The following is a 24,834-nucleotide window of genomic DNA, read 5'->3' on the forward strand; positions in this document are numbered from 1 at the left end:
GTAGCGCGGGGTGCGGGCGGCCGGGTAGCTCGTTCGTGTAAGCGGTGCGCCGGTACTCTAGCGCCCTGTGACACCGCACACGAACGCTGCCCGCGTTACTGGCGCCGACCTCGCGGATGTCGATCTGGTTGTCGTCGGATCGGGCTTCTTCGGGCTCACCATCGCCGAGCGGGCCGCCCGCGAGTTGGATAGCCGCGTGCTCGTCCTGGAGCGGCGCCCGCACATCGGCGGGAACGCCTACTCGGAGCCGGACCCGGACACCGGCATCGAGGTCCACCGGTACGGTGCCCACCTGTTCCACACGTCCAACGAACGCGTGTGGGACTACGCCAACCGGTTCACCCGGTTCACCAACTACCAGCACCGGGTGTTCTGTACCCACCGCGGGCAGGCCTACAGCTTCCCGCTGAACCTCGGGCTCATCAACCAGTTCTTCGGGCGGTCACACAGTCCCGACGAGGCGCGGGCGTTGATCGCGGAGCAGGCCGCCGAGATCGACACCTCGCAGGCGCGCAACCTGGAGGAGAAGGCGATCTCCCTGATCGGGCGGCCACTGTACGAGGCGTTCGTCAAGGGGTACACGGCCAAGCAGTGGCAGACCGACCCGACCGAGCTCTCCCCGTCGATCATCACCCGCCTCCCGGTGCGTTACACCTTCGACAACCGGTACTTCACCGACACCCACGAGGGCCTGCCCGTGGACGGTTACACCGCGTGGCTCGAGCGGATGGCCGAGCACCCGAACATCGAGGTGCGGCTGTCCACCGACTACTTCGCGGTACGCGCGAGCATCCCCGCAGGCACCCCCACGGTGTACACCGGGCCGATCGATCACTACTTCGACTACTCGGCGGGCAGGCTCGGGTGGCGCACCCTCGACTTCGAGCGGGAGGTCGTGCCCACGGGCGACTTCCAGGGGACCGCGGTGATGAACTACAGCGACGAGGACGTCCCGTACACCCGGATCCACGAGTTCCGGCACTTCCACCCCGAGCGCGAGGACCGGCACCCCAGGGACAGGACCGTGATCGTGCGGGAGTACTCCCGGTTCGCCTCCGAGGACGACGAGCCGTACTACCCGATCAACACCCGGGAGGACCGGGAGAAACTGGAGAAGTACCGTGAGCTCGCCGGGCGGGAGGCCCGGGAGCGCAACGTGCTCTTCGGCGGCAGGCTGGGTACGTACCAGTACCTGGACATGCACATGGCGATCGGCTCAGCGTTGTCTACATTCGACAACAAGGTGGCGCCGCATCTGACCGCCGGCGCCCCGCTGGACGGTTCGATCGACCCATGATGGGCATCCCGGCACCCCGTGTCGGGCGACACGGCACGCCATGTTGGGCGCGAGGACACTGTGGATGACGAAAGTGGGGTATCCCCGGGGCATACTCGCCTTCTGGCTACACGAGTGAGTGACCACGACAATTACGCATGGTGACGGCGTGTTGCCAAGTGTGATGCCCGTGACTCGCGCGAATGCGCGAGATGTACGTTATCCGCATTACGGCACAGCGAACCGCCGGAGGAACAGCGTGATGCAGAAGTACATCGAGCGCGGGCAGCTGCTCGCGCAGCGTGGGCTCTACGCGGGGCCGTCCGATGTGGTGAGCAGGGACCTCTACGGCGAAGTCACATGCGGGCGGGCGCTGCGCAGGCGTGACAGCGTCACCCTCCAGCCGGGCACGTGCGTGTCCGCCAATACGTACTTCGGGCGGTTTCCCGCCACCTTCTGGCAGCGCTGGACCGGGGTTCGCGAGGTCCGGGTCGAGCTGGTGGCCAGCGGCAGCGGCCGTATCTTCGTGGACGCCTCGGACTTCGTCGCCGAGCCCCGTACCGTGGCGGCTCGCCCCGTGGAGGACGCGGTGGCCGAGACCATCACGATGTGCGTGCCGATCGACCGGTTCTACGACGGCGGGGCCATGTGGCTGCGGTTGGAGACCGAAGGGGCGCAGGAGCTCACCGTGGAGCGGGTGCGCTGGTTGGTCGACGCGCCGGAGGTCGTGCGCCCGACCGCGATCACGATCTGCACCATGAACCGGGCGGACGACTGTATGGCGACGCTGCAGACGCTGGCCGCCGAGCTGGACGAGCTCGAGACGGTCAGCACGGTCTACGTGGCGGACCAGGGCACGGACACCGTGGAGAGCCGCGACGGTTTCGAGCAGGTCGGCAAGGACCTCGGAGGCATGCTGCGCTATATCAGGCAGCCGAACCTCGGCGGGTCCGGCGGGTTCACCCGGGGCTTGTTCGAAACCGTCGGCGAGGACGACGGCGCGCGCACGGGCGTGCTGTTCATGGACGACGACGTGCTGCTGGAACCGGACATGGTGGTGCGGCTGACGGCGTTCGCCAACCGCACGCATGACCCGATCATCGTCGGTGGGCAGATGCTCAACCTCCTGCACCCGCACCAGCTGCACGTCGGCGCGGAATGGGCGAGCCTCAACACTCTCGAACCCGGTATCCCGTCGCGACACAGCCATGCCACGGCCGACCTGCTCGGTCTGCGGCCCGGGATGGACCGGCCGGACCGGCAGGATCGCAGGGTCGACTCCGGGTACAACGGCTGGTGGTCCTGCTTGATCCCCGCCGAGGTGGTCGACGAGGTCGGCTACCCGATGCCGTTCTTCTTCCAGTGGGACGACGCGGAGTACTCCTACCGCGCCGCCGCGCACGGCATCCGCACAGTCACCCTGCCGGGGGCGGGCGTGTGGCACGCCGACTTCGGCTGGAAGGACTGGGACGAGTGGCACCGGTACTTCAACCTGCGCAACTCGATGATCACCGCGGCGCTGCACAGCCCGTTCGACCGTACGGTGCTGACGCGGGTGCTGCTCGCCCAGTTCGTGCGCTACCTGCTTGGTAACCAGTACGGGTTGGCAGCCACGCTGATCAAGGCGGTCGAGGACTTCCTCGAGGGGCCCGAGACGCTGCACGACGGCGGGGTGGCCGCGATGCGGGAGGTCCGCCGGATCAGGGCGCAGTACCCGGAGACGCAGCGGCAGCAGCCGCACGAGATTCCCGGCATCGCCTCCAACGACATCGGCATCGTCAACGCGGGCCCCCGGCCGAGCAAGGAGCGGTTGGTGCTGATCAAACGGATCCTGTGGCGGGTCCTCGGTAAGCATACGTACGCGCTGGGTGCGATCCCGGCCGACGAGGCGCACTGGTGGCACGTGTCGCTGTTCCACACCGCCGTGGTTACCGACGCCTCGCAGGAAGGTGTGCGGGTGCGCACGTACGATCGTGGACGCATGATGGGGCTGGCGCGCCGCGCAGCGAGTACACTCCTGCGGCTGCGCAAGGAGGGGCCCCGGGTGCGCGAGGCGTACCGGAGCGCCCTTCCCGAGCTCACCAGCAGGCAGAACTGGGCACGTTTGTACGGCAAGTAGCCGTCGTCACGGGCGCTGGCGCAGCCCGAAACCCGCTCCCGCCGTGTGGTTGTCGTCGACGTAGGCGACGGCGACGTGCCCGAAGTTCACCAGCACGGTGGAGTGGTCGCGGGTGGCGACGCTTTCCACTCCGCCGCGTTCGAGCATCTCCGGCAGGCGCTGGGCCAGTGTCTCCGTTTGCTCGGGCTCGAGCGTGAACGTCAGCGGTGTGCTCGACGACGCCAAATGCAGGACAAGGGATACTCTCTCGTCGGCCATGGACGCAGCACACCACCGGGTGTATGTGCCGGGCAAGGTGGTTCGCTCTGGGCGATGCGTGGTGCGCTGCCATGCAGGCTGCCCACCGGCTTATGCGGAACCCTCCGGGTACCGGTGGAAACGTTCCCGGCGGCCCTGGCGCGCGAGGCGTAGCCACTGCAGGAACTCGCGCGGGCTGCGCTTGCACGCGACGAAGTACAGTCCGAAGCGGACGATCTCCAGCGCGCCGATCTTGCGCATCCCCGGCTGGGACAGCAGGTACCCGCGGTTGCGGTAGGTGTAGTAGCGCTTGGCCGCGCCCGCGGGGTCCTGGGCGTGCAGCCTGCCGCCGAGCATAGGCCTGAACTCGGCGGTCCCGTTCGGGTGCAGGTAGGCGGTGCGGGTGGTGGTGCCGAACGCCAGCCCGGACCGCACCAGCCTGCGGTGGATCTCCACCTCGTCGCCGCGCAGGAACAGGCGCAGGTCGGGAACCCCCACCACCTCGAGGGTGGTGGCACGGAACAGGGCCCCGTTGAACAGCGACGCGATGCCGGGCAGGAAGCCGTCGCCCAGCTCGGCAAGCGAACGCTTCCAGGTCAGTCCCCTGCGCAGCGGGAAAGCGAGGGTGTCGGGGTGGTCGATATCGACTACGGCGGGTGAGACCGCGTCGAGACCGCGGGAGTCGGCCTCCTGCCGGAGTACGGCGAGTACGTCCTCGTCGGCCGGGCAGCCGTCGTCGTCGGCGAGCCAGACCCAGCCCGCCCCGAGCGCGAGCGCGTGCAGCATGCCGAGCGCGAAACCGCCTGCCCCGCCCAGGTTGCGGCGCGAGTGCAGGTAGGTGTGCGGCAGCTGGCAGTCGCCGACCACGTCGCGCGCGAGCTCGGTGGGATCGTTATCTACCACGATCAGGTGATTCACGGGGTGTGACTGGGCCGCGATGGCCTTCAGCGAGTGTGCGAGGGATTCGTGCCGGTCCCGGGTGACGACGACCGCGACCACCGGGTCGGTGGCCGCTTCGGGTGTACCGGCCGCGCCGCTCGCCGTCCCCGTCACGATACTGCCTCGTTCACGATGTGTAGCCGCTTCCGACGGGTGTGGAGGATCTGATGCCGAGACGCTTCGCCGCCTCGGCGCCGATGGACTCGTACGGGTCCTTGCCCTTGTACGCGGTGAGTACCTCACGCAGCGAGCCCTGCTGGCGCACGTGCCCCTCGTCCAGCCACACGGCCGAGGTGCACAACTCCAACAGTAGCTCGTCCTGGTGCGAGGCGAACACAAGCGCGCCGGAGCGCTTGACCAGATCCACCAGCCGGTTGCGGGCCTTGTTCATGAACGCGCTGTCCACCGCGCCGATGCCTTCGTCGAGCAGCAGGATCTCCGGGTTGATCGAGGTGACCACGCCGAGGGCCAGCCGTACCCGCATCCCCGTGGAGTAGGCGCGCAGCGGCATCTGCAGGTAGTTGCCGAGCTCGGTGAACTCGGCGATGTCGTCCACTCGCTTCTGCATCTGCTTGCGCGTCATACCGAGGTAGAGACCGCGGATCATGATGTTCTCGTAGCCCGAGATCTCGTTGTCCATACCGATGCCCAGGTCGAAGACCGGCGCCACACGGCCGACGATGCGGGAGGACCCGCGGGTGGGCTCGTAGATCCCGGACAGCAGGCGAAGCAGCGTGGACTTGCCCGATCCGTTGTGGCCGACCAGCCCGACCCGGTCGCCCTCGCGTATCGACATCGTGATGTCCTGCAGCGCCTCGATGATCGGCACCTTGCTCTCGGTGCCGATCTTGCCGCCGACCTTGCCGAGCACCTTCTTCTTCAACGAACGGGTCTTGGCGTCGAAGATCGGGAAGTCGACGTAGGCGTTGCGCACGTCAATGCTGACCATAGTTCACACCCAGTAGGAGACTCGGGAACGGTAGTTGCGCATGACCACGATGGTCAGCAGCCAGCCGACGACCGTGAAGCCGCCGACCACGAACCAGTGGTGCAGGGACTGCACATTGCCGATCATCGGGGCGCGGATGATCTCGAGGAAGTGATACACGGGGTTGAACTCGTAGAGGTACTGCCGCCAACCACCACCCGTTTCGGGGAATTTCGCGGCCAGGATATCGATAGACCACACGATCGGGGTCATGAAGAACAGCAGGCTGCTTATGGCCGCGATCACCTGGGGGACGTCTCGGAACCGGGTGCTGGTTATCCCGAGGAGCAGGACGACCCAGAGCCCGTTGAGCGCCAGGGCGCCGAACGCCGGGAAGGCCATCAGGGCGGTGACGTTCAACCCGGGCTGCGGGATGCCGCCTTCCTCGATGATGGTGTAACCCGGCTGGGCGAGGGCGGGGAAGAAGATCGCCAGGATGACGGCGTAGACGATCAGGTTGTGTACGAACATGATCATCAGCCGCCAGACCGTACGCAGCGCGTACACGGTGAGCGGGGCGGGCAGGTGCTTGATCATGTCCTCGTTCTCGATGAACGCGTTGGAGCCCTCCTGCAGGCACCCGATGAGGAAATGCCAGGTGATCAGCCCGACGGTGATGTAGGGCAGGAAAGTGGCGATGTCGGCCTGGAACAGCTGGGAGTAGAGCAGGCCGAGCGCGAACGCGGTGACCGCCATGCTGATCGTGATCCACAGCGGCCCGAGAACCGACCTGCGGTAACGCTGCTTGATGTCCTGCCACCCCAGGTGACTCCACAGCTCGCGGGCGGCCACACCCGCCCGGAGGTCGTCGAAGGCGCGCCGGAAGCTGCGGCTCGCGGGTAGACGGCCGGAAGGTACCGCGCCCGGCTCCTCCGGCTGGTCCGATGTGAGCGTGCTGATGGTGTGCACGAATGAGCAGGGTACCGGCCGCCGCCCGCGCCTCGTGAGGGAGCCGAAGGTGACAGCCGGCTCCTTCTATGGAACCGCTGTCACCTTCGGCTCGTCCGGCTCAGGTCAACCGGACGACGATCTGGCGGTCCCGGTAGGTGTAGGCCTCGTAGCGGAACCCGATGCCGGTCCGGTCGACGAACTCCCGCCAAGCCCGGTACTCGTGCCGCTGCCAGCCGGGGTAGTTGAAGAACTCGTCGAACACGATGACGCTCCCCGGCCCGAGCCGCGGTTCGAGCTGCTCGAGCACCGTCGCGGCGGCGCTGTAGAGGTCGCTGTCGATGTGCACGAAGTCGACGGAGCCGGAGTGCTCGGAGAGGAACCCGGGAAGCGTGTCACCGAACAGGCCCACCACGAGTTCGGCGCCGGGGACGTCGGGCGGCTCGTCCCTGGCGAACGTCCCTTCGGCGATGCCGGGCAGCCAGGCTTCCGGCAAGCCTGCGAAGGAATCGAACCCGTACACCCTGCCGTCATCCCGTGCCTCGGCGATCTGACGCAGCGTGGTGCCGGTGGCGACCCCGAACTCCAGCGCCATCCCGCCACGCGGTGCCAGCGAGAGGCCGTGGCGGAGGGTTTCGGCCGGGTGCGCGAACGCAGGGCATCCGACGAGGTGTTCCTCGGCGAACCGGCTGCTCTCCAGCGCGGCCGCGCGGTCGCCAGCGTAGAACGTGTCCCGCCGTGCGCGCACCTCGAAGTCGCCGATGCGGTCGATCGTCCGGTTCGCTGCACCTTCGATATCGGCACCGAGCTCGGCCCGCATCTTGTCGAGGTGTTGTTCGGTCACCTCCCGCAGGTGGGTCACCTCGTCCCGCAGGCGCGTGACATCGTCCCGCAGCCGTTCGGTTTCGGCGCGCTGCGGTTCCGTCAGCCGGTCGGCGAGCCGGTGCGCCGTAGCCGCGAGCTTGGCGCGCGCCACCCGGCGCAGTCGCTGGACCATCGAAGCCTCCTACCGCTCATGAGCACGGTGCGCCCGCGAACGGGGACACGTTCGAACAGGGCGATGCCTGCCACCGTATCGGGCCGCGCCGCGCCTATCATGGTCCGATGCCCAGCAGCCCAGCCGACGTGCCAGTCGAGCACGAACCCCGCTCCCCGGTGTACTACCTGGTCGCGCCCGTGGGAACACCCAACTACGGTGATGAACTCATCGCGGCGGGCTGGCTGCGCTACCTGGCCGAGCATGCTCCCGGTGCGACAGTGTGGCTGGACACCCATTCGCCCGGTCCCGCGCAGGTGCTGTTCGCGGGAATGCACCCAGGCCTGCGGGTCACGGACACGCTGTGGCGGTTGTGCGGTGCCGCGCCGTCCGAGGAGCCGTGGCAGGTCAGCTCCTGGGTGCAGGCCGCCGTGCACAGTCCGGGCATGACCCCGCACCTGCATCACGGGATCGGGCTGCTGCACAGGGCGGACGTGCTGCACGTGCTCGGGGGCGGGTATGTCAACGCGTTGTGGCCCAGGCACATCGGCCTGCTCGCCGGGGTGCTCGCGGCAGCGCGGGTCAGCGGGGCCCGCACCGCGATGACCGGGCACGGGCTGCTGCCGCCCGCGGCCGGGGTGACGACGTTGCTGCACGCTCTGGTGGGGCGTTTCGACGTGGTGGATGCGCGGGACCGGCCGTCCGCGGAACTGCTGGGGCTCGAGCGCGGTGTGGACGACGCGTTCCTGGCGCTCGGCGCGGAGGGTCACTCTGGTGCGGACGCGTGCTGGCCGGGACAGGAGCCGCCCGAGGTACTGCTGTGCGTGCAGTCCGACATGGTGGGCGAGAGCGTGACCGAGCTGGCGGCGACGGTGCTCTCCACGCTGCGCGCGTGGCACGTGCCGCCGCATCGGGTGTGTTTCGTGGAAGGCATTCCCCGGGTCGATCGGGAGGTGTTCGAGCTGCTCGAGCACGAGCTTCCCGGGGCGCGGTTCTACCCGTTCGCCGATGTCTGGGACCGGGGGCTGCCCGCGCGGGCCGGGCAGGTGTGGATCTCCACACGCTTCCATGTGCACCTTGTCGCTTCCGCTGCGGGAGCGTCGGGGGTGGCGCTGCCGGTCAGTGAGGATTACTACGCGGTGAAGCATCGCTCGCTCGCCGAGCTCGGCTCCGGCTGGCACGTCGCCGAGGGGCCGGCGGGCCCACTACCGTGGCCGTCCGGGGGAGGGTTCGACCCGGCCGAACTGGCGCGGCTGACCCGGGAGAAGCGCGACATCGCCAAAGGGATCTATGCCCCGGAGGCGGAGCCGCACGGCGACGGGTAGCACGGGCGAGGGTGATCCGCCCGGCACGCTGTGCGGGTATGGCCTCGTCAGGAATGATGGCGGTGAGGCTCCGACCGACGAAAGGAGCACCGATGACCGCAGCACGTGATACGGCGACACAACCGTCCTCGTTCGCCAAGTCCCTGTTCGCCGGCGCGTTGCCGGACGACATGGTCTTCCCGTACCCGAGGCTGGAGAAGGAGGAGTCCCGTACGGTTCAGCGGCTGATCTCGTCGGCGCACGACTTCCTGGACGACAACTACGACTCGGACACGGTCGAGGAGCAGCGCTGGGTCGGGGACGAGATCATCAGAGGTCTCGGCGAGCGGGGGCTGCTCGGCTTGTACGTCGCGCCCGAGTACGGCGGCCAAGGGCTGTCCCAGACCGGGTACTGCCGGGTGATGGAGGAGTTCGGCGGGTACGACGCCAGCCTGTCCGTGGTGATGGGGGTGCACCAGTCGATTGGGATGAAGCCGATCCACATGTTCGGCACCGAGGACCAGAAGGCGCGATTCCTGCCCGACCTGGCCTCCGGCCGCAAGCTGGCCGGGTTCGGGTTGACCGAGCCGAGTGCGGGCTCGGACGCCTACAACGTGGCGAGCTACGCCGAGCAGCAGGCCGACGGGTCGTTCGTGCTCAACGGGGAGAAGCGCTGGATCGGCAACGGCGCCAAGGACGTGGTCGTGGTCTTCGCGCGCTGCGAGTCGGGGCATGTCGCGCTGATCGTCGAGCGCGGCATGGACGGGTTCGAAGCGCCGCACCGCTTCGACACGCTCGGCCTGCTCGGCAACGATCTCCGCAAGTTGACGTTCAACGATGTGCGCGTGCCCAAGGAGAACGTGCTCGGCGAGCCGGGAGACGGTTTCCGGATCGCGATGTCGACGCTGAACAACGGGCGGATGTCGCTCGGCACCGGCGTGGTCGGCGCGACGAAGAAGCTGATCGAGCAAGCGATCGAGTACACCACTCACCGCGAGCAGTTCGGCATGTCGCTGTCGGAGTTCGAGCTGGTCCAGGACAAGGTCGGCTGGATGGTGTCCTATCTGTATGGATTGGAGTCCATGGCGTACCTGACGACCGGCCTCGTCGACTCCGGAGTCGACGACTACTCAATCGAGTCGGCTATGTCCAAAGTGTCCTCGACCGAGTTCATCTGGTACGCCGTCAACAGGGTATTCCAGCTCATGGGCGGTACCGCGTACATGGCGGACTCGCCGATCGCAAGGACGTTGCGCGACACCCGGATCTTCCCGATCTTCGAGGGCGCCAACGACGTCCTGCGGGCGTTCATCGCGCTGTCGGGGATGAAGGTGATCGCCGACGAGTTCGAGGATCTACGCAAGGTCGAGCTCAGCGACCCGATCAGGACGATGGGCACGATCGCCGACTTCGTGCGGGGTCGCGTGTCACGCACCCTGAACCCCGCCCAGCTGGAGACCGCGCATCCGGCTCTCGACAAGCACGCCGACGCGGTGGCCGACCAGACCAAGCGGCTGCGCGGCTCGGTCGAGAAGTTGTTGCGGGCGCACGGCAAGGACGTCAAGTTCCGGCAGCGGCACCAGAAGCGGCTGGCCGATGCCAGCACCGACATCTTCGCGCAGGTCGCCACGATCTCGCGTACGACCGCGCTGTTCGCCGACCAGGGGGTGGAGGCTTCCGGCCAGGAGCACTACATCGCCGACTCGTTCTGCAACCGTGCCGCCGCTCGCGTGCGTAGCCAGCTGAACCTCGTCGAGGACAACGACGACCAGCAGATCCACTCGATCGCCAGGGCCGCCTACAACCACGGCGGCTACGGCCCCAAGCTGCACTGACCCGCCCCACCCGCCGGGCAGGTGGGAGCCGAAGGTGACAGCGGGCTCCTTCTACGGAACCGCTGTCACCTTCGGCTCCCCGTGGCGCCGCGCGCGGTGGCCGGGCGTCAGAGGTACTGGCCGGTGCCGGTGACGCCGTGCTGGGGCGGGTCGATGCCCTCGCCGGTAGCGCCGGCACCGCTGCCGGCGGGCAGCCCCTTGCGCATCTGCTCGAGCTGCACCCGTGCTGCCATCTGCTGGGCGAACAGTGCGGTCTGGATCCCGTGGAACAACCCCTCTAGCCACCCGACGAGCTGGGCCTGGGCGACCCGCAGCTCGGCATCGGAAGGTGTCGTGTCCTCCGTGAACGGGGCGACCAGACGCTCGAGCTCCTCGCGCAGCTCCGGCGCGAGCGCTTGCTCGAGTTCCTTGATGGATGTCTCGTGGATCTCGCGGAGGCGGTTCCGGCTGGCGTCGTCGAGCGGAGCGGCGCGCACCTCTTCGAGGAGCTGCTTGATCATGGTCCCGATCCGCATGACCTTGGCTGGTTCCTCGACGAGGTCGCCGACCCCTTCGCGCTGGTCCCCCTCGGCTTCGGACGGGACACGCGCCTCGCCGACCGGTGAGCCGTCCGGGCCGACCACGACGACACGCTGCGACTGCTCGCCGTTGCCGGAACCCTGGTCGGGCTGCTGGGAGGATTGCGGCTCAGTCATCTGCTTCCATCCTGTTTCCTGTCGCGACGCGAATGCTCCCTATCGAGAGTAGCCGGACCCGCGCGGGGTTATGCATCCCGTCGGTGCCGTCGGCCACCGGAGGCGGTACACCGCCTGCGCCCGGTAGACGCCGGGCCTGCGCGCGCCGCTGGGCCGCACGGGAGTCGGCGTGGTGAGCGGTCTCGCGCTAGTCGTACGAGTGCGCGGCGAGCAGGATCTTGCCGAACACCCCGCCGTCGTCGAGCGCGTTGTGCGCGTCCGCGGCATCGGGCAGCGGGTAGACCTCATGGACGACCGGTGCCACGGTCCCTTGCTCGACCAGCGGCCACAGGTGTTCGCGCACCTCGGACACGATCTCGCCCTTCTCGGCGACCGGCCGGGCACGCAGTGTCGTTGCCAGGATGGTGGCACGTTTGCCGAGCATCCTGCCGATGTCCACCTCGCCCTTGCGCCCGCCCTGCATGCCGATGATGGCGAGCCTGCCTCCGGTGCGCAGCGCGGAGATGTTCCTGTCGACGTAGGCAGCGCCCATGAGGTCGAGGATCACGTCGGCCCCGCCGGTCGCGTCCTTGATCTCGGAGACGAAGTCCTGCTCGCGGTAGTTGATGAGGATGTCCGCGCCGAGCTGCCCGCACCGTTCGAGGCGCGTGGCGTCGCCCGCGGTGACCGCGACGGTGGTGCCGAGCGCCTTGGCCACCTGGATGGCGTGCGTGCCCACACCGCCAGCGCCGCCGTGTACGAGGATCACTTCGCCGTCGGTGAGCCTGGCACCCATCACCACGTTGGACCACACGGTGCATGCCACCTCGGGCAGCGCGGCGGCGGAGAGGAGCTCCACCTCGCCGGGTACCGGGAGCAGCTGCACGGCTGGTACGGCGACCTTCTCGGCGTAGCCACCGCCGGAGAGCAGGGCGCAGACCTCGTCGCCGATTCGCCAGCCGGTGACGTCCTCGGCCATTTCGGCGATGGTGCCGGAGCATTCCAGTCCCGGGTACTCGCTCGCGCCGGCCGGTGGCGGGTAGTAGCCACGCCGCTGCAGAATGTCGGCCCGGTTCACCGCGGTAGCCGCGACGTCGACGAGTACCTCGCCGGGGCCGAGCTCGGGCTCGGGTACCTCGGACCAGTTCAGTACCTCGGGGCCGCCTGCTTCGCTGATGGTGATAGCACGCATGAAGATCCACCCTACTTGCCTCGCGGAGGTGTGGCACTACTCCGCGTGCTCCGCGTGCTCCGGGGCGAACCCGGTCGGGGAGAACCTACGAGTGGACCCTTGACCGTGCGGGCTCGGGGCGTAAGGCTGTGCGATTACCGGACGCGCAGGCCGGGACGCACTCGGTGAGCCCCGGCCGGAACGCAGCAACGAACCAGGGGAGTTCTTCGATGCCACGTTTACGGAAGGCGATCGCGGTCCCGACCGCGATCGTGGCCAGTGCGGCCCTGGCGGTTACCACCGGCCCGGCCGCGCTGGCCGGTTCGGGCAGTGATGCGGCCGAACTGCCGAACGAGCTGGCCGACTCGATCAAGCTCGGTGAGGTCAACCGGCACCTGACCGCGTTCCAGCGCATAGCTGCGACCTCGGACGGTGACCGGGCCTCTGGCACGGAAGGCTATGACCGGTCGGCCGAGTACGTGGCCGGCAAGCTGTCCGACGCCGGGTTCATCGTGTCGCGCCAGGAGTTCCCGTTCGTCTACTTCGAGACGCTCGCCGAGGAGCTGGCCAGCGGGGGCGAGGACTACGAGATCAACATCATGCGGTACAGCCCGTCCACACCGGAGGGTGGTCTGAGCGCTCCGACCGTCGCGGTGCCGGAAAGTGACGAGCCGGGGTGCGAAGTCGGTGCCTACGACGGTGTCGATGCCGATGGGAAGATCGCGCTCATCCAGCGGGGTGCGTGCACGTTCGCGGCGAAGCAGGAAGCCGCGACCGAGGCCGGGGCTGTCGCCGCGGTGGTCTACAACAACGGGGAAGGCCCGTTGCACGGCACCCTCGGCGCCCCGTCCGGCACCGGGATCCCCATCGGCGGTGTCAGTGACTCCGCGGGCGCCGAGCTGGTCGCGGCAGCCGGCGAGGAGGCCACGCTGGATCTGCGCGCGATCACCGAGGAGCGCACCACCTACAACGTGGTCGCCGAGACGAGGACGGGTGCGACGGACAACGTGGTGATGGCCGGTGCGCACCTGGACAGCGTCGTGGAGGGCGCAGGCGTCAATGACAACGGCACCGGTTCGGCGGCGCTGTTGCAGACGGCGTTGGAGATGGGTAGCCAGCCCGACGTGAACAACGCGGTTCGGTTCGCGTGGTGGGGTGCCGAGGAGGTCGGCCTGGTCGGCTCGACCCACTACGTACAGAGCCTGAGCTTCGAGGAGCAGCTCGACATCGCGATGTACCTGAACTTCGACATGGTGGGATCGCCGAACGGCGGGCACTTCGTGTACGACGGCGACGGTGACGAGTTCGAGCAGCCCGGGCCACCCGGATCGGAGGCGATCGAACGAAGCTTCGTGGATCGGCTGTCCGAGCAGGACGTGGCGAGCGAACCGTCGGAGCTGAACATGCGCTCGGACTACGCCGAGTTCATGGCCCAGGGCATCCCGGTCGGCGGGTTGTTCACCGGAGCCGAGGGCACCAAGACCGAGGAGCAGGCGGACAAGTGGGGCGGTCAGGCCGGTGAGGCCTACGACCCCTGCTACCACACCGAGTGCGACCACATCGGGAACGTGAACCGCGGGATTCTCATGGACAACGTGGCAGCGATCGCGTTCGTGGTCGGTTCGTACGGCCTGAGCACCGAGGACGTGAACGGCCTTGCCGCGGGGGAGTCCGCCTCTCACACGGAACGTGCTCAGCAGCGTGCCGTCCAGCTCCGTTCCACCAAGCAGGACCGGGCCGGCTCCGCCCACACCGAACCGGCCGTCAGCTAGCCACCGGGTTGAGCTGAATGACGCGTTCAGTCCGTCACGTGGACTGAACGCGTCATTCAGCGCGCCCTGAGGCGCCGGTCGGTTCCGTGGGTGAACCAGCTAGGCTGGGAAGCAGCGTGCGCGCTGCGGGGAGGCGTGGCAGAGCGGCCGATTGCACTCGCCTTGAAAGCGAGCGACCCGAGAGGGTCCGGGGGTTCGAATCCCCCCGCCTCCGCTCCGAGAACCGCCGACGCGACCGGCCGGTGACGTGATCACCGGGCCCCGACGTCGAGCAGCCGTGCGGTCCGGACGGCGAGGGCCAGCTCGAAGCGGTGGCGCGGGTCGGTCAGCCTGCTACCGAAGAGCTTGTCCAGCTGGCGCATGCGGTAGCGCACCGTCTGCGGGTGGATCCGTAGCTGCGCCGCGATCGAGGCGACCTGACCGCGGGAGCTCAGCCACGCGTGCAGCGTGTCGAGCATCCGGTCCCGCTGGTGCCTGGTCAGCTCACGGAGCGGGGCCAGATGCGAGTCGACGAGCATGCGGCCGAGCGAGTCGTCGGCAAGCAGCATCAGGGTGGTCTCGTGCTCGGTGCAGTCGATGACCTGCGAGTCCGGTAGTAGCTGGCGCAGGCTGAGGTCGAGCGCGCGCCGTGCGACACGCAGTGACTGGTGTGTCCCGTCCGGGCGGGCCGGTGGCCCGACGGCGGCTCGCCAACCGGGCAGTGCGCTGGTCAGCTGGCGCAACAACGGGTCGTCCGCCGCGGCGATCAGGCACGGTTCCGCGCTGTCCAGGTCGACAAGCACGCCGGTGCCGAGGTCCGCGGGAGGTGCGTGGTCGGCTTCGCGCGGCCGCTGGAGCGCGACCGCGCTGACGGTGTCGGGTAGCTCCCAGCCGGCCTCGGTGGCGGCGGTGACGAGGTCCTGCTCACCCGCGGGCGGCGTGGTGACGAGCAGCTCCAGTAGCCGCGCGCGCTCGCGCTCGCCGGTACGCGTGGCGGTCGAGCGAGCGTGTTCGTAGCCTTCGGTGGCCGCCGTGGTCAGCTTGCTGCTCTGGACGGCGATCGTGTCGGCGTACAGGCGCACGGTGTCGGCGGGCACCCCCCGGTGCTTCGCGTAGCTGGTCACGTGCCGCGCCGCGATCCGCGTGCCGATCCGGCACGCCGCCTGCATCGTCTCTACCGGGCGACCGGCGCGGAACTCCATCTCTCCGATCCCGCGGAACATCGCCGTCCAGTCGTCCCGCGAGACGTTCGGTTCGACGATGGCGTCGATGCCCCGCAGGATCACCGCGCGCACCGACGTCAGGACGATCTCCCCGTAGACCTCGTCGAGCGGACCGGCGTACGCGGGGACGTGCTGGCGCACGCCGTTGATCACGGCTCGTGCCAGCCGGCTGGCGTACGGGCGGAAGTCCTGGGCGAGCTCGCTCAGCGACGGGTTCGGCGAGGTCTCGCTGGGGTGCTCACCGGTGGTTCTCGGGCGGGGCTGGGCGCACGGCGGGCTCGGACGGTCGGTCACCGAATATGTCATGACGCTCGCTCACGGGAGGGACGGTCTGCGGTCCGGTAAGGCGTGTGGCGCCGCCTACGTCCACCATCCCGTTACTGTCGGGTACGGCACATCGTGCGAAATACGTAGCTGTCTATCGCCGCACCCGCTTCACCCGTTCGTGGTTACGCCGTGAGTGCTCACCCGTTCGCCGGTGGACGTTCCACGAGCTGGCTGAGGTAGAGCTGCTCGCCCAGCGTGTCCATCATGTCGAGCTGGGTCTGCAGGTAGTCGATGTGGTGCTCCTCGTCCCGCAGGATCGTCTCGAAGAGGTTCGCGGTGGTGATGTCGCCCTTCTCGCGACAGGTCGCGATGCCCGGGACGATGCGCTCGAGCACTTCCTCCTCGATGGCCAGGTCGGAGCGGAACTGTTCCTTGATGCTCTGGCCGACGCGCAGGTTGAACAGGCGCTGGTAGTTCGGCAACCCGCCGAGGTAGAGGATCCGGTCGGTGATCCACTCGGCGTGGTGCATCTCCTCGATGGACTCTTCCCGGGATTTCTCGGCGAGCTTGGTGAAACCCCAGTCGGCCTGCATCTTCGAGTGCAGGAAGTACTGATTGATCGCGGTGAGCTCGCTGGTCAGTTGCTCGTTCAGCAGCGAGATAACGTCTTCGTCCCCACGCATGGCTCCGCCTTTCGATTGCCGATAGGCAGGACGGTATCGCCGGTGTGGGGTGTGTTCAACTCGGGAAGGTCAGGCGCTGCGGGACAGTTCCTCGTCGGCCCGCGTATGCGGCTCGGCCTCGGCGAGCAGGCACTGGAGCCGCTCTACGCAGCTACCGCAGCCGGTTCCGGCTCCGCAGCGATCACCGATGCTGTCGACCGTGCGCGCCCCGGAGAGGATGGCGGCATGCACCTGCTGCGTGGTAGCGGCGGCACAGATGCATACGTACACGGATTCTTCCTTCCTCCGAGTGATCGTAAGGTAAGCCTAACCAAATAGGCCCAGCAGCGCAAGGCGTCGGCTCCGGTTGATAGCCCGTACCGCGGGGTGGCGTACCTCACGTGACCAGCCAGGTCGCGGTGTTCGCTGTGCCACGCCGGCGTCGCGAGTGATCACCAAGGGGCTTAGTCTGCCCGGGTGATGAGCGGATGACGTGGTGGCACGCAGTCGTGATCGTCCTGGCTGGGACCTGGGCGGGCACGATCAACACCGTGGTCGGCTCGGGAACGCTGGTCACCTTTCCGGTGCTGGTCGCGCTGGGGTACCCGCCCGTAACGGCGACGACGTCGAACGCCATCGGGCTGGCGCCGGGGGCGATCAGCGGCTCCGTCGGCTACCGCAGGGAACTCGCAGGCCAGCGCGATCGCGTGCTGCGCTTCGCGGTCTTCTCGGTGATCGGTGCCGGGGTCGGCACGGTCCTGCTGCTGTCCCTGCCGGAGAAGGCGTTCGAGACGATCGTTCCGTGGCTCATCGGGCTGGCGGTGGTGCTGGTGCTCGTCCAGCCGAAGGTGAGCGCCTGGGTCCTGCGCACCTCGAGCGGCGACGCCCCGCGCGGCGGCCTGCTGGTCTTGCCCCTGATCTTCGTGATCGGCATCTACGGCGGGTACTTCACGGCAGCACAGGGTGTGCTGCTGATGGGGGTGCTCGGCATCCTCGTGCGGGACTCCCTGCAACGGCTCAACGCGCTCAAGAACGTGCTCGCTGCCGCGGTGAACGTCGTGGCGGGCACGGTCTACGCGTTCCTCGCCCCGGTGAGCTGGCCGGTGATCGCGTTACTCGCGATCAGCTCCACGCTCGGCGGGCTGCTCGGAGCCAAGATCGGCAGGAGACTCCCGCCGAGCGTGCTGCGGGCCACCATCGTCGTGATCGGCGTGGCCGCGATCGCCAACTTCCTCCTGTCCTGACCCGGCGGGTCAGAACGTGCGGGTCGCCTCGAGCAGCGTGTCGTTCTCCTCCGGGGTGCCGATGGTGACGCGGACGCCGTCCCCGGCGAACGGGCGGACGACCACCTTGTTGGCCAGCGCGTGCTCGGCGAAGTCCGCGGCGCGGTCGCCGAGCGGCAGCCACACGAAGTTCGCCATCGACTCGGGAACGGCGTAACCCTGTTCCAGCAACGCCGCGCGCACCCGGTCCCGCTCGCGGGAGATGTCCGCGCAGCGGGAGAGAAGTTCGTCCGCCGCGTCCAGTGAGGCTACGGCGGCGGCCTGTGCCAGCGCGTTGACGCTGAACGGGATGCACGTCTTGCGTACGGCCTCGACGATCGTGGGTTGGCCGACGAGGTAGCCCACACGCAGACCCGCCAGGCCGTAGGCCTTGGAGAAGGTGCGGCACACCGCGACGTTGTCGCGCTCGGCGACAAGCCGCAAGCCGTCGGGGACATCGGGGTCGGTGACGAACTCCGCGTACGCCTCGTCGAGCACGACAAGGACGTGCGCGGGCACCGCGTCGAGGAACCGTTCGAGTGCCGCGGTGTGCACGACCGTGCCGGTCGGGTTGTTCGGGTTGCACACGAACACCACCCGGGTCTCGGGGGTGATCGCGGCGAGCATCGCGTCCAGGTCGTGCACGTGGTGCTCGTCCAGCGGGACCGTCCGCTGCCGTACCCCGACGACCTGGGCGAGGATCGGGTAGGCCTCGAAGGATCGCCAGGCGAACAGCACCTCGTCGCCGCTGTCGCACATCGCCTGCACGACCTGCTGGCACAGCGATACCGACCCGCAACCGACCGCGATCTGCTGCTGCGGGACGCCCAGGCCGGTGGACAGCCGTTCGAGCAGCGCGTGCGAACCCATGTCCGGGTACCGGTTCACCGAGTTCGTCGCTTGCGCGATCGTGTCGGCCACGCTGGGCAGCGGTGCGAGCGGTACCTCGTTGCTCGCGAGTTTGATGGCTCCCGGTACGGACTTGCCGGGGACGTACGGGGGAAGCGAGTCGAGGTCGGCGCGAGGCGACGCGGGCATGTTCGGCTCCTTGCTGTGCGCTCGGCTGTCGGGTCGGTGTGCCCTCCGACACTAGCGGCCCGCACTGAAACCGGACACACGACCGGGCGGCAGCGGGTAGCCTTCCCCCGGACCACACGTGTACGACGACGAGGGACCCATGACAGAGCCAGCCTCGAACCAGCCGCCGGAGTGGCAGCAGCCGCCGCAACCGCCGCAGCCGGGTGTCCCACCGCAGTATTACTACCCGCATCCCGCCCCGGCCCAGACCAACGGTATGGCGATCGCGTCGCTCGTGCTCGGCATCCTGTGGTTGTACTGGCTCGGTTCGGTTCTCGCCGTGATCTTCGGTCATGTGGCGCTGCGGCAGACCGCGGAGCGCGGGGACGGGGGACGTGGACTGGCGATCGCCGGCCTCGTACTCGGCTATGTGGGGCTCGGTGTTCTCGTGGCTGGGCTGGTAATCGTCACCGTGGCTGTCGGTTTCTCCGTGTAGCGGAGGGCCGGGTTCCGTGCACGGTTCGGAGTGCCGGTGACGTGTGTCGGCACCCTGGCGGAGCGCGCCCGGCGTGAGCTAGGAAGGGTGCATGACATCCCAGACCCGATCCCCCGCTGACGCTCCCGAAGTGCTGTGGCGGCCCGACCCCGCCGAGGTGGCCGACACGCGCATGGCACGTTTCCGCGAGTGGTTGCGCACGAACCGCGCCGTCGATGTGGATGACTACGACCAGCTGTGGGAGTGGTCGGTGGCCGACATCGACGAGTTCTGGTCGGCGTGCGCCGACTACCTCGGCTTGCGCTGGCACGACCGGCCGGAGCGGGTGCGCGACGGCGACCGGATGCCCGGGGTGCGCTGGTTCCCCGGCGGCACGCTGAACTACGCGGAGCACGCCCTCGCCCCGGGTGTTGGCGGGGCGGCCAAGGCCGACGACGAGCTGGCGGTGATCTTCCACCGTGAGGACGGGCTGGCCGAGCAGGTCACCTACGGGCAGCTGCGCTCCCGGGTGGCCGCGGCGCGTGCGGCCCTGCGTGAGATGGGGGTCGGCCGGGGAGATCGGGTGGTGGCGCTGGCGCCGAACTGCCCGGAGATCCTGGTGGCGTTCCTGGCCGCGGCGAGCCTCGGCGCGGTCTGGTCGTCGTGCTCGCCGGACTTCGGGGTGCGCGCGATCGCCGACCGGTTCGTGCAGATCGAGCCGAAGGTGCTGGTCACCACCAACGGCTACGCCTACAACGGCCGGACGTTCGACGTGCGGGACACGGTGGCCACGCTGACCTCGGAGATCGGCACGTTGACCGATGTCGTGGCGATCGACTACGTCGATGTCGGCCCGGTCGCCGGTGCGCACGACTGGTCCGGGCTGCTTGCGCGGCACGAGGGTGCCGAGCTGGATTTCGAGCCGGTGCCGTTCGAGCATCCGCTGTGGGTGTTGTACTCCTCGGGCACCACCGGGTTGCCCAAGGGCATCGTGCACGGCCACGGGGGCATCACCCTGGAGCACCTGAAGTCGCTGGCGCTGCACCTCGACCTCGGCCCCGGTGAGCGGTTCTTCTGGTTCACCACCACGGGCTGGATGATGTGGAACTTCGTCATCTCCGGGCTGCTGGTCGGGGCGGCGGTCGTGCTGTACGACGGCAGCCCCGGATACCCGGACCTGCGGGCACTCTGGCGGCTGGCCGAGCAGCACCGCGCCACGTACTTCGGCACCTCGGCGCCGTTCGTGCACACCTGCATGAAGCAGCACCTTGACCCCGCAGGCGAGTACGACCTGTCCGCGTTGCGGGCCGTGGGCACCACCGGCGCGCCGCTGAACTCGGAAGGGTTCCGGTGGATCGTCGACTCGCTCGGTCGCGACGCGAAGGGTCGTCCGGTGCAGATCTGCTCGGTGTCCGGCGGTACGGACATGTGCACGGCGTTCCTCGGAGCCTCTCCCGACGTGCCGGTCTGGCAGGGTGAGCTGTCCTGCCGCGCGCTCGGAGCGGCCGTGGCCGCCTACGACGAGGACGGCAACGAGGTGGTCGACGACGTGGGCGAGCTCGTGATCACCAAGCCGATGCCGTCCATGCCGGTGTTCTTCTGGAACGACGAGGACGGCTCGCGGCTGCGCGCGGCCTACTTCGAGGACTTCCCCGGGGTGTGGCGGCACGGCGACTGGGTGCGCATCACCCCGCGCGGCTCTGCGGTGATCTACGGTCGCAGCGACTCCACGCTCAACCGCGGCGGGGTGCGGATGGGCACATCCGAGTTCTACCGCGTGGTGGAAGGCGACGAGCAGGTGCTCGACTCCCTGGTGATCGACACGACACGCGCAGGCGAGGAGGAAGGCAAGCTGCTGTGCTTCGTCGTGCTGGCCGAGGGAGCCGACCTGGCGGAGGTGCAACCGAGGTTGCGCACCGAGCTGCGTTCGGAACTGTCCCCACGGCACGTGCCGGACGAGTTCATCCCCGTCGACGACGTGCCGCGCACGTTGAACGGCAAGAAGTGCGAGGTTCCTGTGAAGAAGATCCTGGCGGGCGCCGCACCGGAGAAGGCCGTCAGCGCGGACGCGCTGGCCAACCCGGACGCGCTCGGGTCGTTCATCGCCCGCGCCGGTCACGGCTGACCTCAGCCGGAGGTGGCGGGGGCGCTTTGTCGGCAGTGTGAGCTGGCCTGTAACCTGTCTGGGCAGTGGCCGTTGGTCCTGGGAGGCTTCGCCTAGTTGGTCTATGGCGCCGCACTGCTAATGCGGTTGGGGTTTACGCCCCTCGCGGGTTCGAATCCCGCAGCCTCCGCCACCCGGTTGCGGCAGCGATCGGAGCACCGGTTAGGCTGACTAGCCGGATAACAAAACAGGCGCCCGTAGCTCAACGGATAGAGCATCTGACTACGGATCAGAAGGTTTGGGGTTCGAATCCCTACGGGCGCGCCCAGGTCAGAAGCCCCGACGGATCATTCCGCCGGGGCTTTCGACGACAGTCTTGACGACAATGGTCAGCCACTTGCCGAGCCATCGTCGGTTCCGGTGTCGAACCCGAACAGGGTGTCCATGCCTGCTACGGCGTCACGCTGCACCTGCTCGATGACCTCCACATAGGTGCCGGTGGTGACGGTGATCGAGCTGTGTCGAAGGATCCGCTGCACGGTCGCGGCATCCACACCCATGGAGAACAGCAACGTCGCGCACGAGTGGCGCAGGTCATGCAGTCGGATCGGCCGTACATTGGCGCGCCGACACAGCGCGGCGAACGCCCGGTTGACGTTGCGTGGTTCCAGCGGGGTTCCGTTGCGGGTCGTGAACACGAGGCCGTGCTCGTTGGTGCTCGATTGCCGCAAGTCCGCAAGCTGCTGGCGACGATGTTGCCGGAGGATCACGACGAGCTGCTCGGGCAGCGGGACCGACGCCGCAGACGACTCCGACTTGACCTGATCGAGCTTGAGTTCCTTGCTCACCCGGTACAGGGCTTGGCCGATGTTGATGCGGCCGGCATTGAGGTCGACGTCCGACCACCGCAGCCCGAGGGCCTCACCGCGGCGTAATCCAACAGCCAGAGCTACCGCCCACAGGGCGTACAGGCGATCGTGTTTCGCTGCTTCCAGGAACTGCCGCGCTTCCTCCACCGTCCACGGTTTGACCTTGCGAAGCGCACCCGTAGGCATGCTGACCTGCCGGGCTACGTTCCGCGCGAGCAAGTCCTCGTCAATGGCGTCCTGCAGGGCAGCGCGAAGGACCCGGAGCAGCGCGCGCAACGTACCGGTACCCGGGTACTGCTCACAACACTCCGCCGGCTGCTTGGCGCAGCAGCGCGCCTTGCCCTTGTCGGCCCGCGCGGCGTCCTTGCCTTGCGCACAGCATTGGCATGTCTTGCTGACCGAGTTCAACCAGGTTCGGACGTGCGCGGCCTGAAGTGCCGTCAACTTCCGCTTACCAAGGCCAGGCACGATATACAGGCGAGTCAGCAGCTCGTACGACGAGTAGGTTGTACGCCTCACCTTGGCCTGGGCGATGTCATAGAGCCAGTACGACATGTACTCGCCGACCGTGACTGTGCTGACCGCGACCGGGATTCCGCGCCGCTGCTGATCCTGCAGCCTGATCTTCTCGCTGTGGGCCTCCTCCCACGTATCGCCGTACACGCTGACGCGCTTGCGCAAGCCGTCCGGGGTATTCACGAACACCTTCGCTTCCCAGCGACCGTCCTTGCGCTGGTAGATGCTGCCCGCGCCGTTGGCGTTGCGCTTCCCCTTGCCACGACGGGAGTTCTCACCGTCGCCGGGCTCAGGGGACGCGAGCCCAGTTTTGGTAGCCATCACGCGGCCTCCTCAATCAGCCCGGCGATGTAGTTGTCGAGTGATTGCCGAACGATTCGACGGCAGCGACCGACGTGCACCGAGCTCAGCCGCCCATCCCAGATCAGCCGGTACACGCTCCAACGACTGACCGAGAGCTGGTCGGCCGCCGCCTGGACGGTGATCAGCTCTTGTCTACCCGTACTCATGGACTCCCCTTTCGTCATGCGGCTTGGTGGGTTGTTGCCGAAAGTTCGGTTACGGCGTTGTGGTATTGCTGGCGCCATCGGCGTTTTTGGGCGATGGCGTGCAGTAGGAGTTGTGTGCGGTCGGGTGGGTTGGGCCCGTCGTGCGGTAGGGGCACCCATCGGTAGCGGCCGGGCTCGTCGTCCGGCGGGGTAGCCATCTGCGGGGTGGTTCCGACGGCGCCGAGCGTTTTGAGGACGTGCTCGCGCCGCTGGTCTTTATGTTCGGACAAGGTGTGGCCGGACCATTTGCGGGAGACGAGGCAGCGGCGGCCGCGGTAGCCGAGGTGGGCTGGCCGGTGGGCTTTGCCGGAACACGCGCCGGGGGTCATGCCCTCGTGGGGGTGGTCGGGTTGGATGCCGTAGAGCAGCCAGTTGGGGCAGGTCTCCGAGCAGGGTTGGCGCTGCAGCTCGGCCGCCAACCGGTCCAGGTGGTCGCGTTCGGGGTCGGTGGTGGGCTCGTAGCAGGCGTCGAGGTCCTTGGTGAGGTATTTGACGAGGTAGCCCAGGCATTTGCCGGCTTTGTCGCTGCCGGCGGTGACGCCCTGGGCGTCGATGCCGTTGGGCCCGAACCGGGCCACGTGGGCGGGTTGCGCGTCGGGCTCGAGGGTGGCCTCGATCGCCTCGTCCCACGGGGTCAACGCTGTGCCGGTGTTGGGGTCGCGGTAGCACTCGTCCTCGCCGTCCCAGGCCGGCGGATGCTCCGGCGAATAGACGGGGTGATCATGCTGGGGCCACCACACTTGGTGGTAGGTCGCTTGGGTGACTTGGCGCAGTAGTGTGCGGGGGATGGTGCCGCGCACCGCGGCGTGCAGGTGCATCGCCAGCCGCTGTTGGGGTTCGACGGTGGCGAAGTACTGCACGTTCCAGCCGACCGCACGGCGCAGGTTCTGCCAGAACCGGTCGATGAGTTTGCCGAAGTGGATCGCATCCCGGGCCGCCCGGCGGTAGTCGTACGACGCCGGATCGACCGGCGTACCGACGATCCCCTCATCCTGGCGGTGCACCTGCCCGCAGCGGCACGGCTTGGGGTGCTGCGGCTTGGGGCTGGCGGTGTGCACCGGCCCGTAGCTGTCCAACGTCAGGGTCAGGAACGTGGAGGGTCGGTATTGCTTGCCGTCGGGGGCGGTGAACACCCGACCCGTCGTGGTCGCCTGAACAGGCCGGCGGGGTAGGTCGGGCGTGTCTTGGCGCCGGCGGGTGGAGCGCACCCGCCGCTTGCTCGTGCTCTCACCCGGCTTGCTGGGGCTGCCCCGCAGCCCGTCAGTCTGCAGCAGTTGGTGGGCCGCGTCGATCTCCTGATCGATGTCGGCCACGGCCCGCTCGTCACCGATCGCTGCGGCGTGGGCGCGGGCTTCGGTCAAATCGGCGAGCTGGCCGAGCGCGGCCCGCTGCTGCGTGGTCGGCTCGCTCGTCTCGACCTGGGGTTCGGCGGCCAGATGCCAGCCCTGGCGGGCCTGGTGGATCCGCAACCGGCGCGCTTTGTCGGCGCAGGAGGGGCACACGCTGGATTGGGTGGCCCCGCAGGGCACCGGCACCGTGACGGCCTCGCCGGTGTGGGTATCGACCCGCTTGAGGGCGATCGGCCGCAGGCACACGCCCAGCTCTTCGGCGGTGCCTGCGGCGATGTCTTCCAGCACCGGCGCCACCTGCCGATGCGGCGCCGAACCGTCGGAATCCGACACAGAGGTGTCCACAGTGCTCATACAGACGTCTCCACAACAACGCGAAACACG

General features: G+C 68.3%; 22 protein-coding genes and 3 tRNA genes. 11 read left to right on the plus strand and 14 right to left on the minus strand.

Going from position 1 to position 24,834, the window contains the following annotated elements; genetic code table 11:
* Positions 1 to 67 precede the first annotated feature (67 nt).
* Together glf and H0B56_RS01520 are read left to right on the plus strand one after the other, a co-directional pair.
* Positions 68 to 1,297, plus strand: coding sequence for a UDP-galactopyranose mutase (glf, locus tag H0B56_RS01515; RefSeq protein WP_180891110.1), 1,230 nt, complete (start codon positions 68 to 70; stop codon positions 1,295 to 1,297).
* A 241-nt stretch (positions 1,298 to 1,538) separates the two neighbouring features.
* Positions 1,539 to 3,395: a glycosyltransferase gene (locus tag H0B56_RS01520; protein ID WP_246360770.1), complete on the plus strand. Its 1,857-nt coding sequence runs from the start codon at positions 1,539 to 1,541 to the stop codon at positions 3,393 to 3,395.
* Positions 3,396 to 3,401: 6 nt separating this feature from the next.
* Here H0B56_RS01520 and H0B56_RS01525 read toward each other — a convergent pair whose 3' ends face one another.
* The 5 genes from H0B56_RS01525 to H0B56_RS01545 form a co-directional block, all read right to left on the minus strand.
* The gene (locus H0B56_RS01525) at positions 3,402 to 3,653 is read right to left on the minus strand and encodes a hypothetical protein (RefSeq protein ID WP_180891111.1); all 252 of its coding nucleotides are present in this window, start codon (positions 3,651 to 3,653) and stop codon (positions 3,402 to 3,404) included.
* A gap of 90 nt (positions 3,654 to 3,743) precedes the next feature.
* Complete coding sequence (gene glfT1 / locus H0B56_RS01530) at positions 3,744 to 4,685, minus strand: galactofuranosyltransferase GlfT1 (RefSeq protein ID WP_343063709.1); 942 nt, start codon at positions 4,683 to 4,685, stop codon at positions 3,744 to 3,746.
* A 13-nt stretch (positions 4,686 to 4,698) separates the two neighbouring features.
* Positions 4,699 to 5,520: a galactan export ABC transporter ATP-binding subunit Wzt/RfbE gene (gene wzt, locus H0B56_RS01535; RefSeq protein ID WP_180891112.1), complete on the minus strand. Its 822-nt coding sequence runs from the start codon at positions 5,518 to 5,520 to the stop codon at positions 4,699 to 4,701.
* A gap of 3 nt (positions 5,521 to 5,523) precedes the next feature.
* Positions 5,524 to 6,468 carry a galactan export ABC transporter permease subunit Wzm/RfbD gene (gene wzm, locus H0B56_RS01540; RefSeq protein ID WP_425484480.1) on the minus strand — a complete coding sequence of 315 codons (945 nt, stop codon included), beginning with the start codon at positions 6,466 to 6,468 and terminating at the stop codon, positions 5,524 to 5,526.
* Positions 6,469 to 6,568: 100 nt separating this feature from the next.
* Positions 6,569 to 7,444 (minus strand): class I SAM-dependent methyltransferase, encoded by an 876-nt coding sequence (locus tag H0B56_RS01545; protein ID WP_180891113.1) that lies wholly within the window; start codon positions 7,442 to 7,444, stop codon positions 6,569 to 6,571.
* Between the two features lie 107 nt (positions 7,445 to 7,551).
* Between H0B56_RS01545 and H0B56_RS01550 the strand changes: the two genes are divergently transcribed.
* Positions 7,552 to 8,748, plus strand: coding sequence for a polysaccharide pyruvyl transferase family protein (locus tag H0B56_RS01550; RefSeq protein ID WP_180891114.1), 1,197 nt, complete (start codon positions 7,552 to 7,554; stop codon positions 8,746 to 8,748).
* A gap of 92 nt (positions 8,749 to 8,840) precedes the next feature.
* Positions 8,841 to 10,562, plus strand: a complete 1,722-nt coding sequence (locus H0B56_RS01555; protein ID WP_180891115.1) for an acyl-CoA dehydrogenase family protein — start codon at positions 8,841 to 8,843, stop codon at positions 10,560 to 10,562.
* Positions 10,563 to 10,669: 107 nt separating this feature from the next.
* Here the strand turns inward: H0B56_RS01555 and H0B56_RS01560 are convergent, their stop codons facing one another.
* Positions 10,670 to 11,257, minus strand: coding sequence for a bacterial proteasome activator family protein (locus tag H0B56_RS01560; RefSeq protein ID WP_180891116.1), 588 nt, complete (start codon positions 11,255 to 11,257; stop codon positions 10,670 to 10,672).
* A gap of 187 nt (positions 11,258 to 11,444) precedes the next feature.
* Entirely contained in the window at positions 11,445 to 12,428 is a 984-nt protein-coding gene (locus H0B56_RS01565) for an NAD(P)H-quinone oxidoreductase (RefSeq protein WP_180891117.1), read from the minus strand.
* A gap of 209 nt (positions 12,429 to 12,637) precedes the next feature.
* Between H0B56_RS01565 and H0B56_RS01570 the strand changes: the two genes are divergently transcribed.
* Positions 12,638 to 14,179: a M28 family peptidase gene (locus tag H0B56_RS01570; protein WP_180891118.1), complete on the plus strand. Its 1,542-nt coding sequence runs from the start codon at positions 12,638 to 12,640 to the stop codon at positions 14,177 to 14,179.
* Positions 14,180 to 14,308: 129 nt separating this feature from the next.
* Positions 14,309 to 14,393, plus strand: a tRNA-Ser gene (locus H0B56_RS01575).
* A gap of 37 nt (positions 14,394 to 14,430) precedes the next feature.
* Here the strand turns inward: H0B56_RS01575 and H0B56_RS01580 are convergent.
* From H0B56_RS01580 to H0B56_RS01590, 3 genes are all read right to left on the minus strand, one after another.
* Positions 14,431 to 15,687, minus strand: a complete 1,257-nt coding sequence (locus tag H0B56_RS01580) for a PucR family transcriptional regulator (protein WP_180891119.1) — start codon at positions 15,685 to 15,687, stop codon at positions 14,431 to 14,433.
* A 158-nt stretch (positions 15,688 to 15,845) separates the two neighbouring features.
* The gene (bfr, locus tag H0B56_RS01585; RefSeq protein WP_089303423.1) at positions 15,846 to 16,331 is read right to left on the minus strand and encodes a bacterioferritin; all 486 of its coding nucleotides are present in this window, start codon (positions 16,329 to 16,331) and stop codon (positions 15,846 to 15,848) included.
* A 69-nt stretch (positions 16,332 to 16,400) separates the two neighbouring features.
* Positions 16,401 to 16,601 carry a (2Fe-2S)-binding protein gene (locus H0B56_RS01590; protein WP_180891120.1) on the minus strand — a complete coding sequence of 67 codons (201 nt, stop codon included), beginning with the start codon at positions 16,599 to 16,601 and terminating at the stop codon, positions 16,401 to 16,403.
* 197 nt (positions 16,602 to 16,798) lie between these two features.
* On the opposite strand from H0B56_RS01590, the gene H0B56_RS01595 reads away from it, so the two are divergent.
* Complete coding sequence (locus tag H0B56_RS01595; RefSeq protein WP_180891121.1) at positions 16,799 to 17,554, plus strand: sulfite exporter TauE/SafE family protein; 756 nt, start codon at positions 16,799 to 16,801, stop codon at positions 17,552 to 17,554.
* Positions 17,555 to 17,563: 9 nt separating this feature from the next.
* Here H0B56_RS01595 and hisC read toward each other — a convergent pair whose 3' ends face one another.
* Positions 17,564 to 18,610 (minus strand): histidinol-phosphate transaminase, encoded by a 1,047-nt coding sequence (hisC, locus tag H0B56_RS01600; protein ID WP_180891122.1) that lies wholly within the window; start codon positions 18,608 to 18,610, stop codon positions 17,564 to 17,566.
* Positions 18,611 to 18,749: 139 nt separating this feature from the next.
* Here hisC and H0B56_RS01605 point away from each other — a divergent pair, with 139 nt between their 5' ends.
* The 4 genes from H0B56_RS01605 to H0B56_RS01620 all read left to right on the plus strand — a co-directional run bounded on the left by H0B56_RS01605 (position 18,750) and on the right by H0B56_RS01620 (position 21,492).
* Entirely contained in the window at positions 18,750 to 19,085 is a 336-nt protein-coding gene (locus H0B56_RS01605; RefSeq protein ID WP_180891123.1) for a DUF4190 domain-containing protein, read from the plus strand.
* Between the two features lie 91 nt (positions 19,086 to 19,176).
* Entirely contained in the window at positions 19,177 to 21,189 is a 2,013-nt protein-coding gene (locus H0B56_RS01610; protein WP_180891124.1) for an acetoacetate--CoA ligase, read from the plus strand.
* An 81-nt stretch (positions 21,190 to 21,270) separates the two neighbouring features.
* Positions 21,271 to 21,361 (plus strand) — tRNA-Ser (locus tag H0B56_RS01615).
* Between the two features lie 58 nt (positions 21,362 to 21,419).
* Positions 21,420 to 21,492: transfer RNA gene (locus tag H0B56_RS01620), tRNA-Arg, on the plus strand.
* A 65-nt stretch (positions 21,493 to 21,557) separates the two neighbouring features.
* On the opposite strand, the gene H0B56_RS01625 is transcribed toward H0B56_RS01620, so the two are convergent.
* The 3 genes from H0B56_RS01625 to H0B56_RS01635 are packed head-to-tail and all read right to left on the minus strand — an operon-like array spanning position 21,558 to position 24,804.
* Positions 21,558 to 22,874, minus strand: coding sequence for a tyrosine-type recombinase/integrase (locus H0B56_RS01625; protein ID WP_180891125.1), 1,317 nt, complete (start codon positions 22,872 to 22,874; stop codon positions 21,558 to 21,560).
* The gene (locus H0B56_RS01630) at positions 22,874 to 23,062 is read right to left on the minus strand and encodes an excisionase family DNA-binding protein (protein ID WP_180891126.1); all 189 of its coding nucleotides are present in this window, start codon (positions 23,060 to 23,062) and stop codon (positions 22,874 to 22,876) included. The genes H0B56_RS01625 and H0B56_RS01630 overlap by 1 nt, the downstream gene beginning before the upstream one ends.
* Before the next feature lie 14 nt (positions 23,063 to 23,076).
* The gene (locus tag H0B56_RS01635; RefSeq protein ID WP_180891127.1) at positions 23,077 to 24,804 is read right to left on the minus strand and encodes a replication initiator; all 1,728 of its coding nucleotides are present in this window, start codon (positions 24,802 to 24,804) and stop codon (positions 23,077 to 23,079) included.
* Positions 24,805 to 24,834: the final 30 nt, after the last annotated feature.

This window comes from Haloechinothrix aidingensis (assembly GCF_013450155.1).
Lineage (GTDB): Bacteria > Actinomycetota > Actinomycetes > Mycobacteriales > Pseudonocardiaceae > Haloechinothrix > Haloechinothrix aidingensis.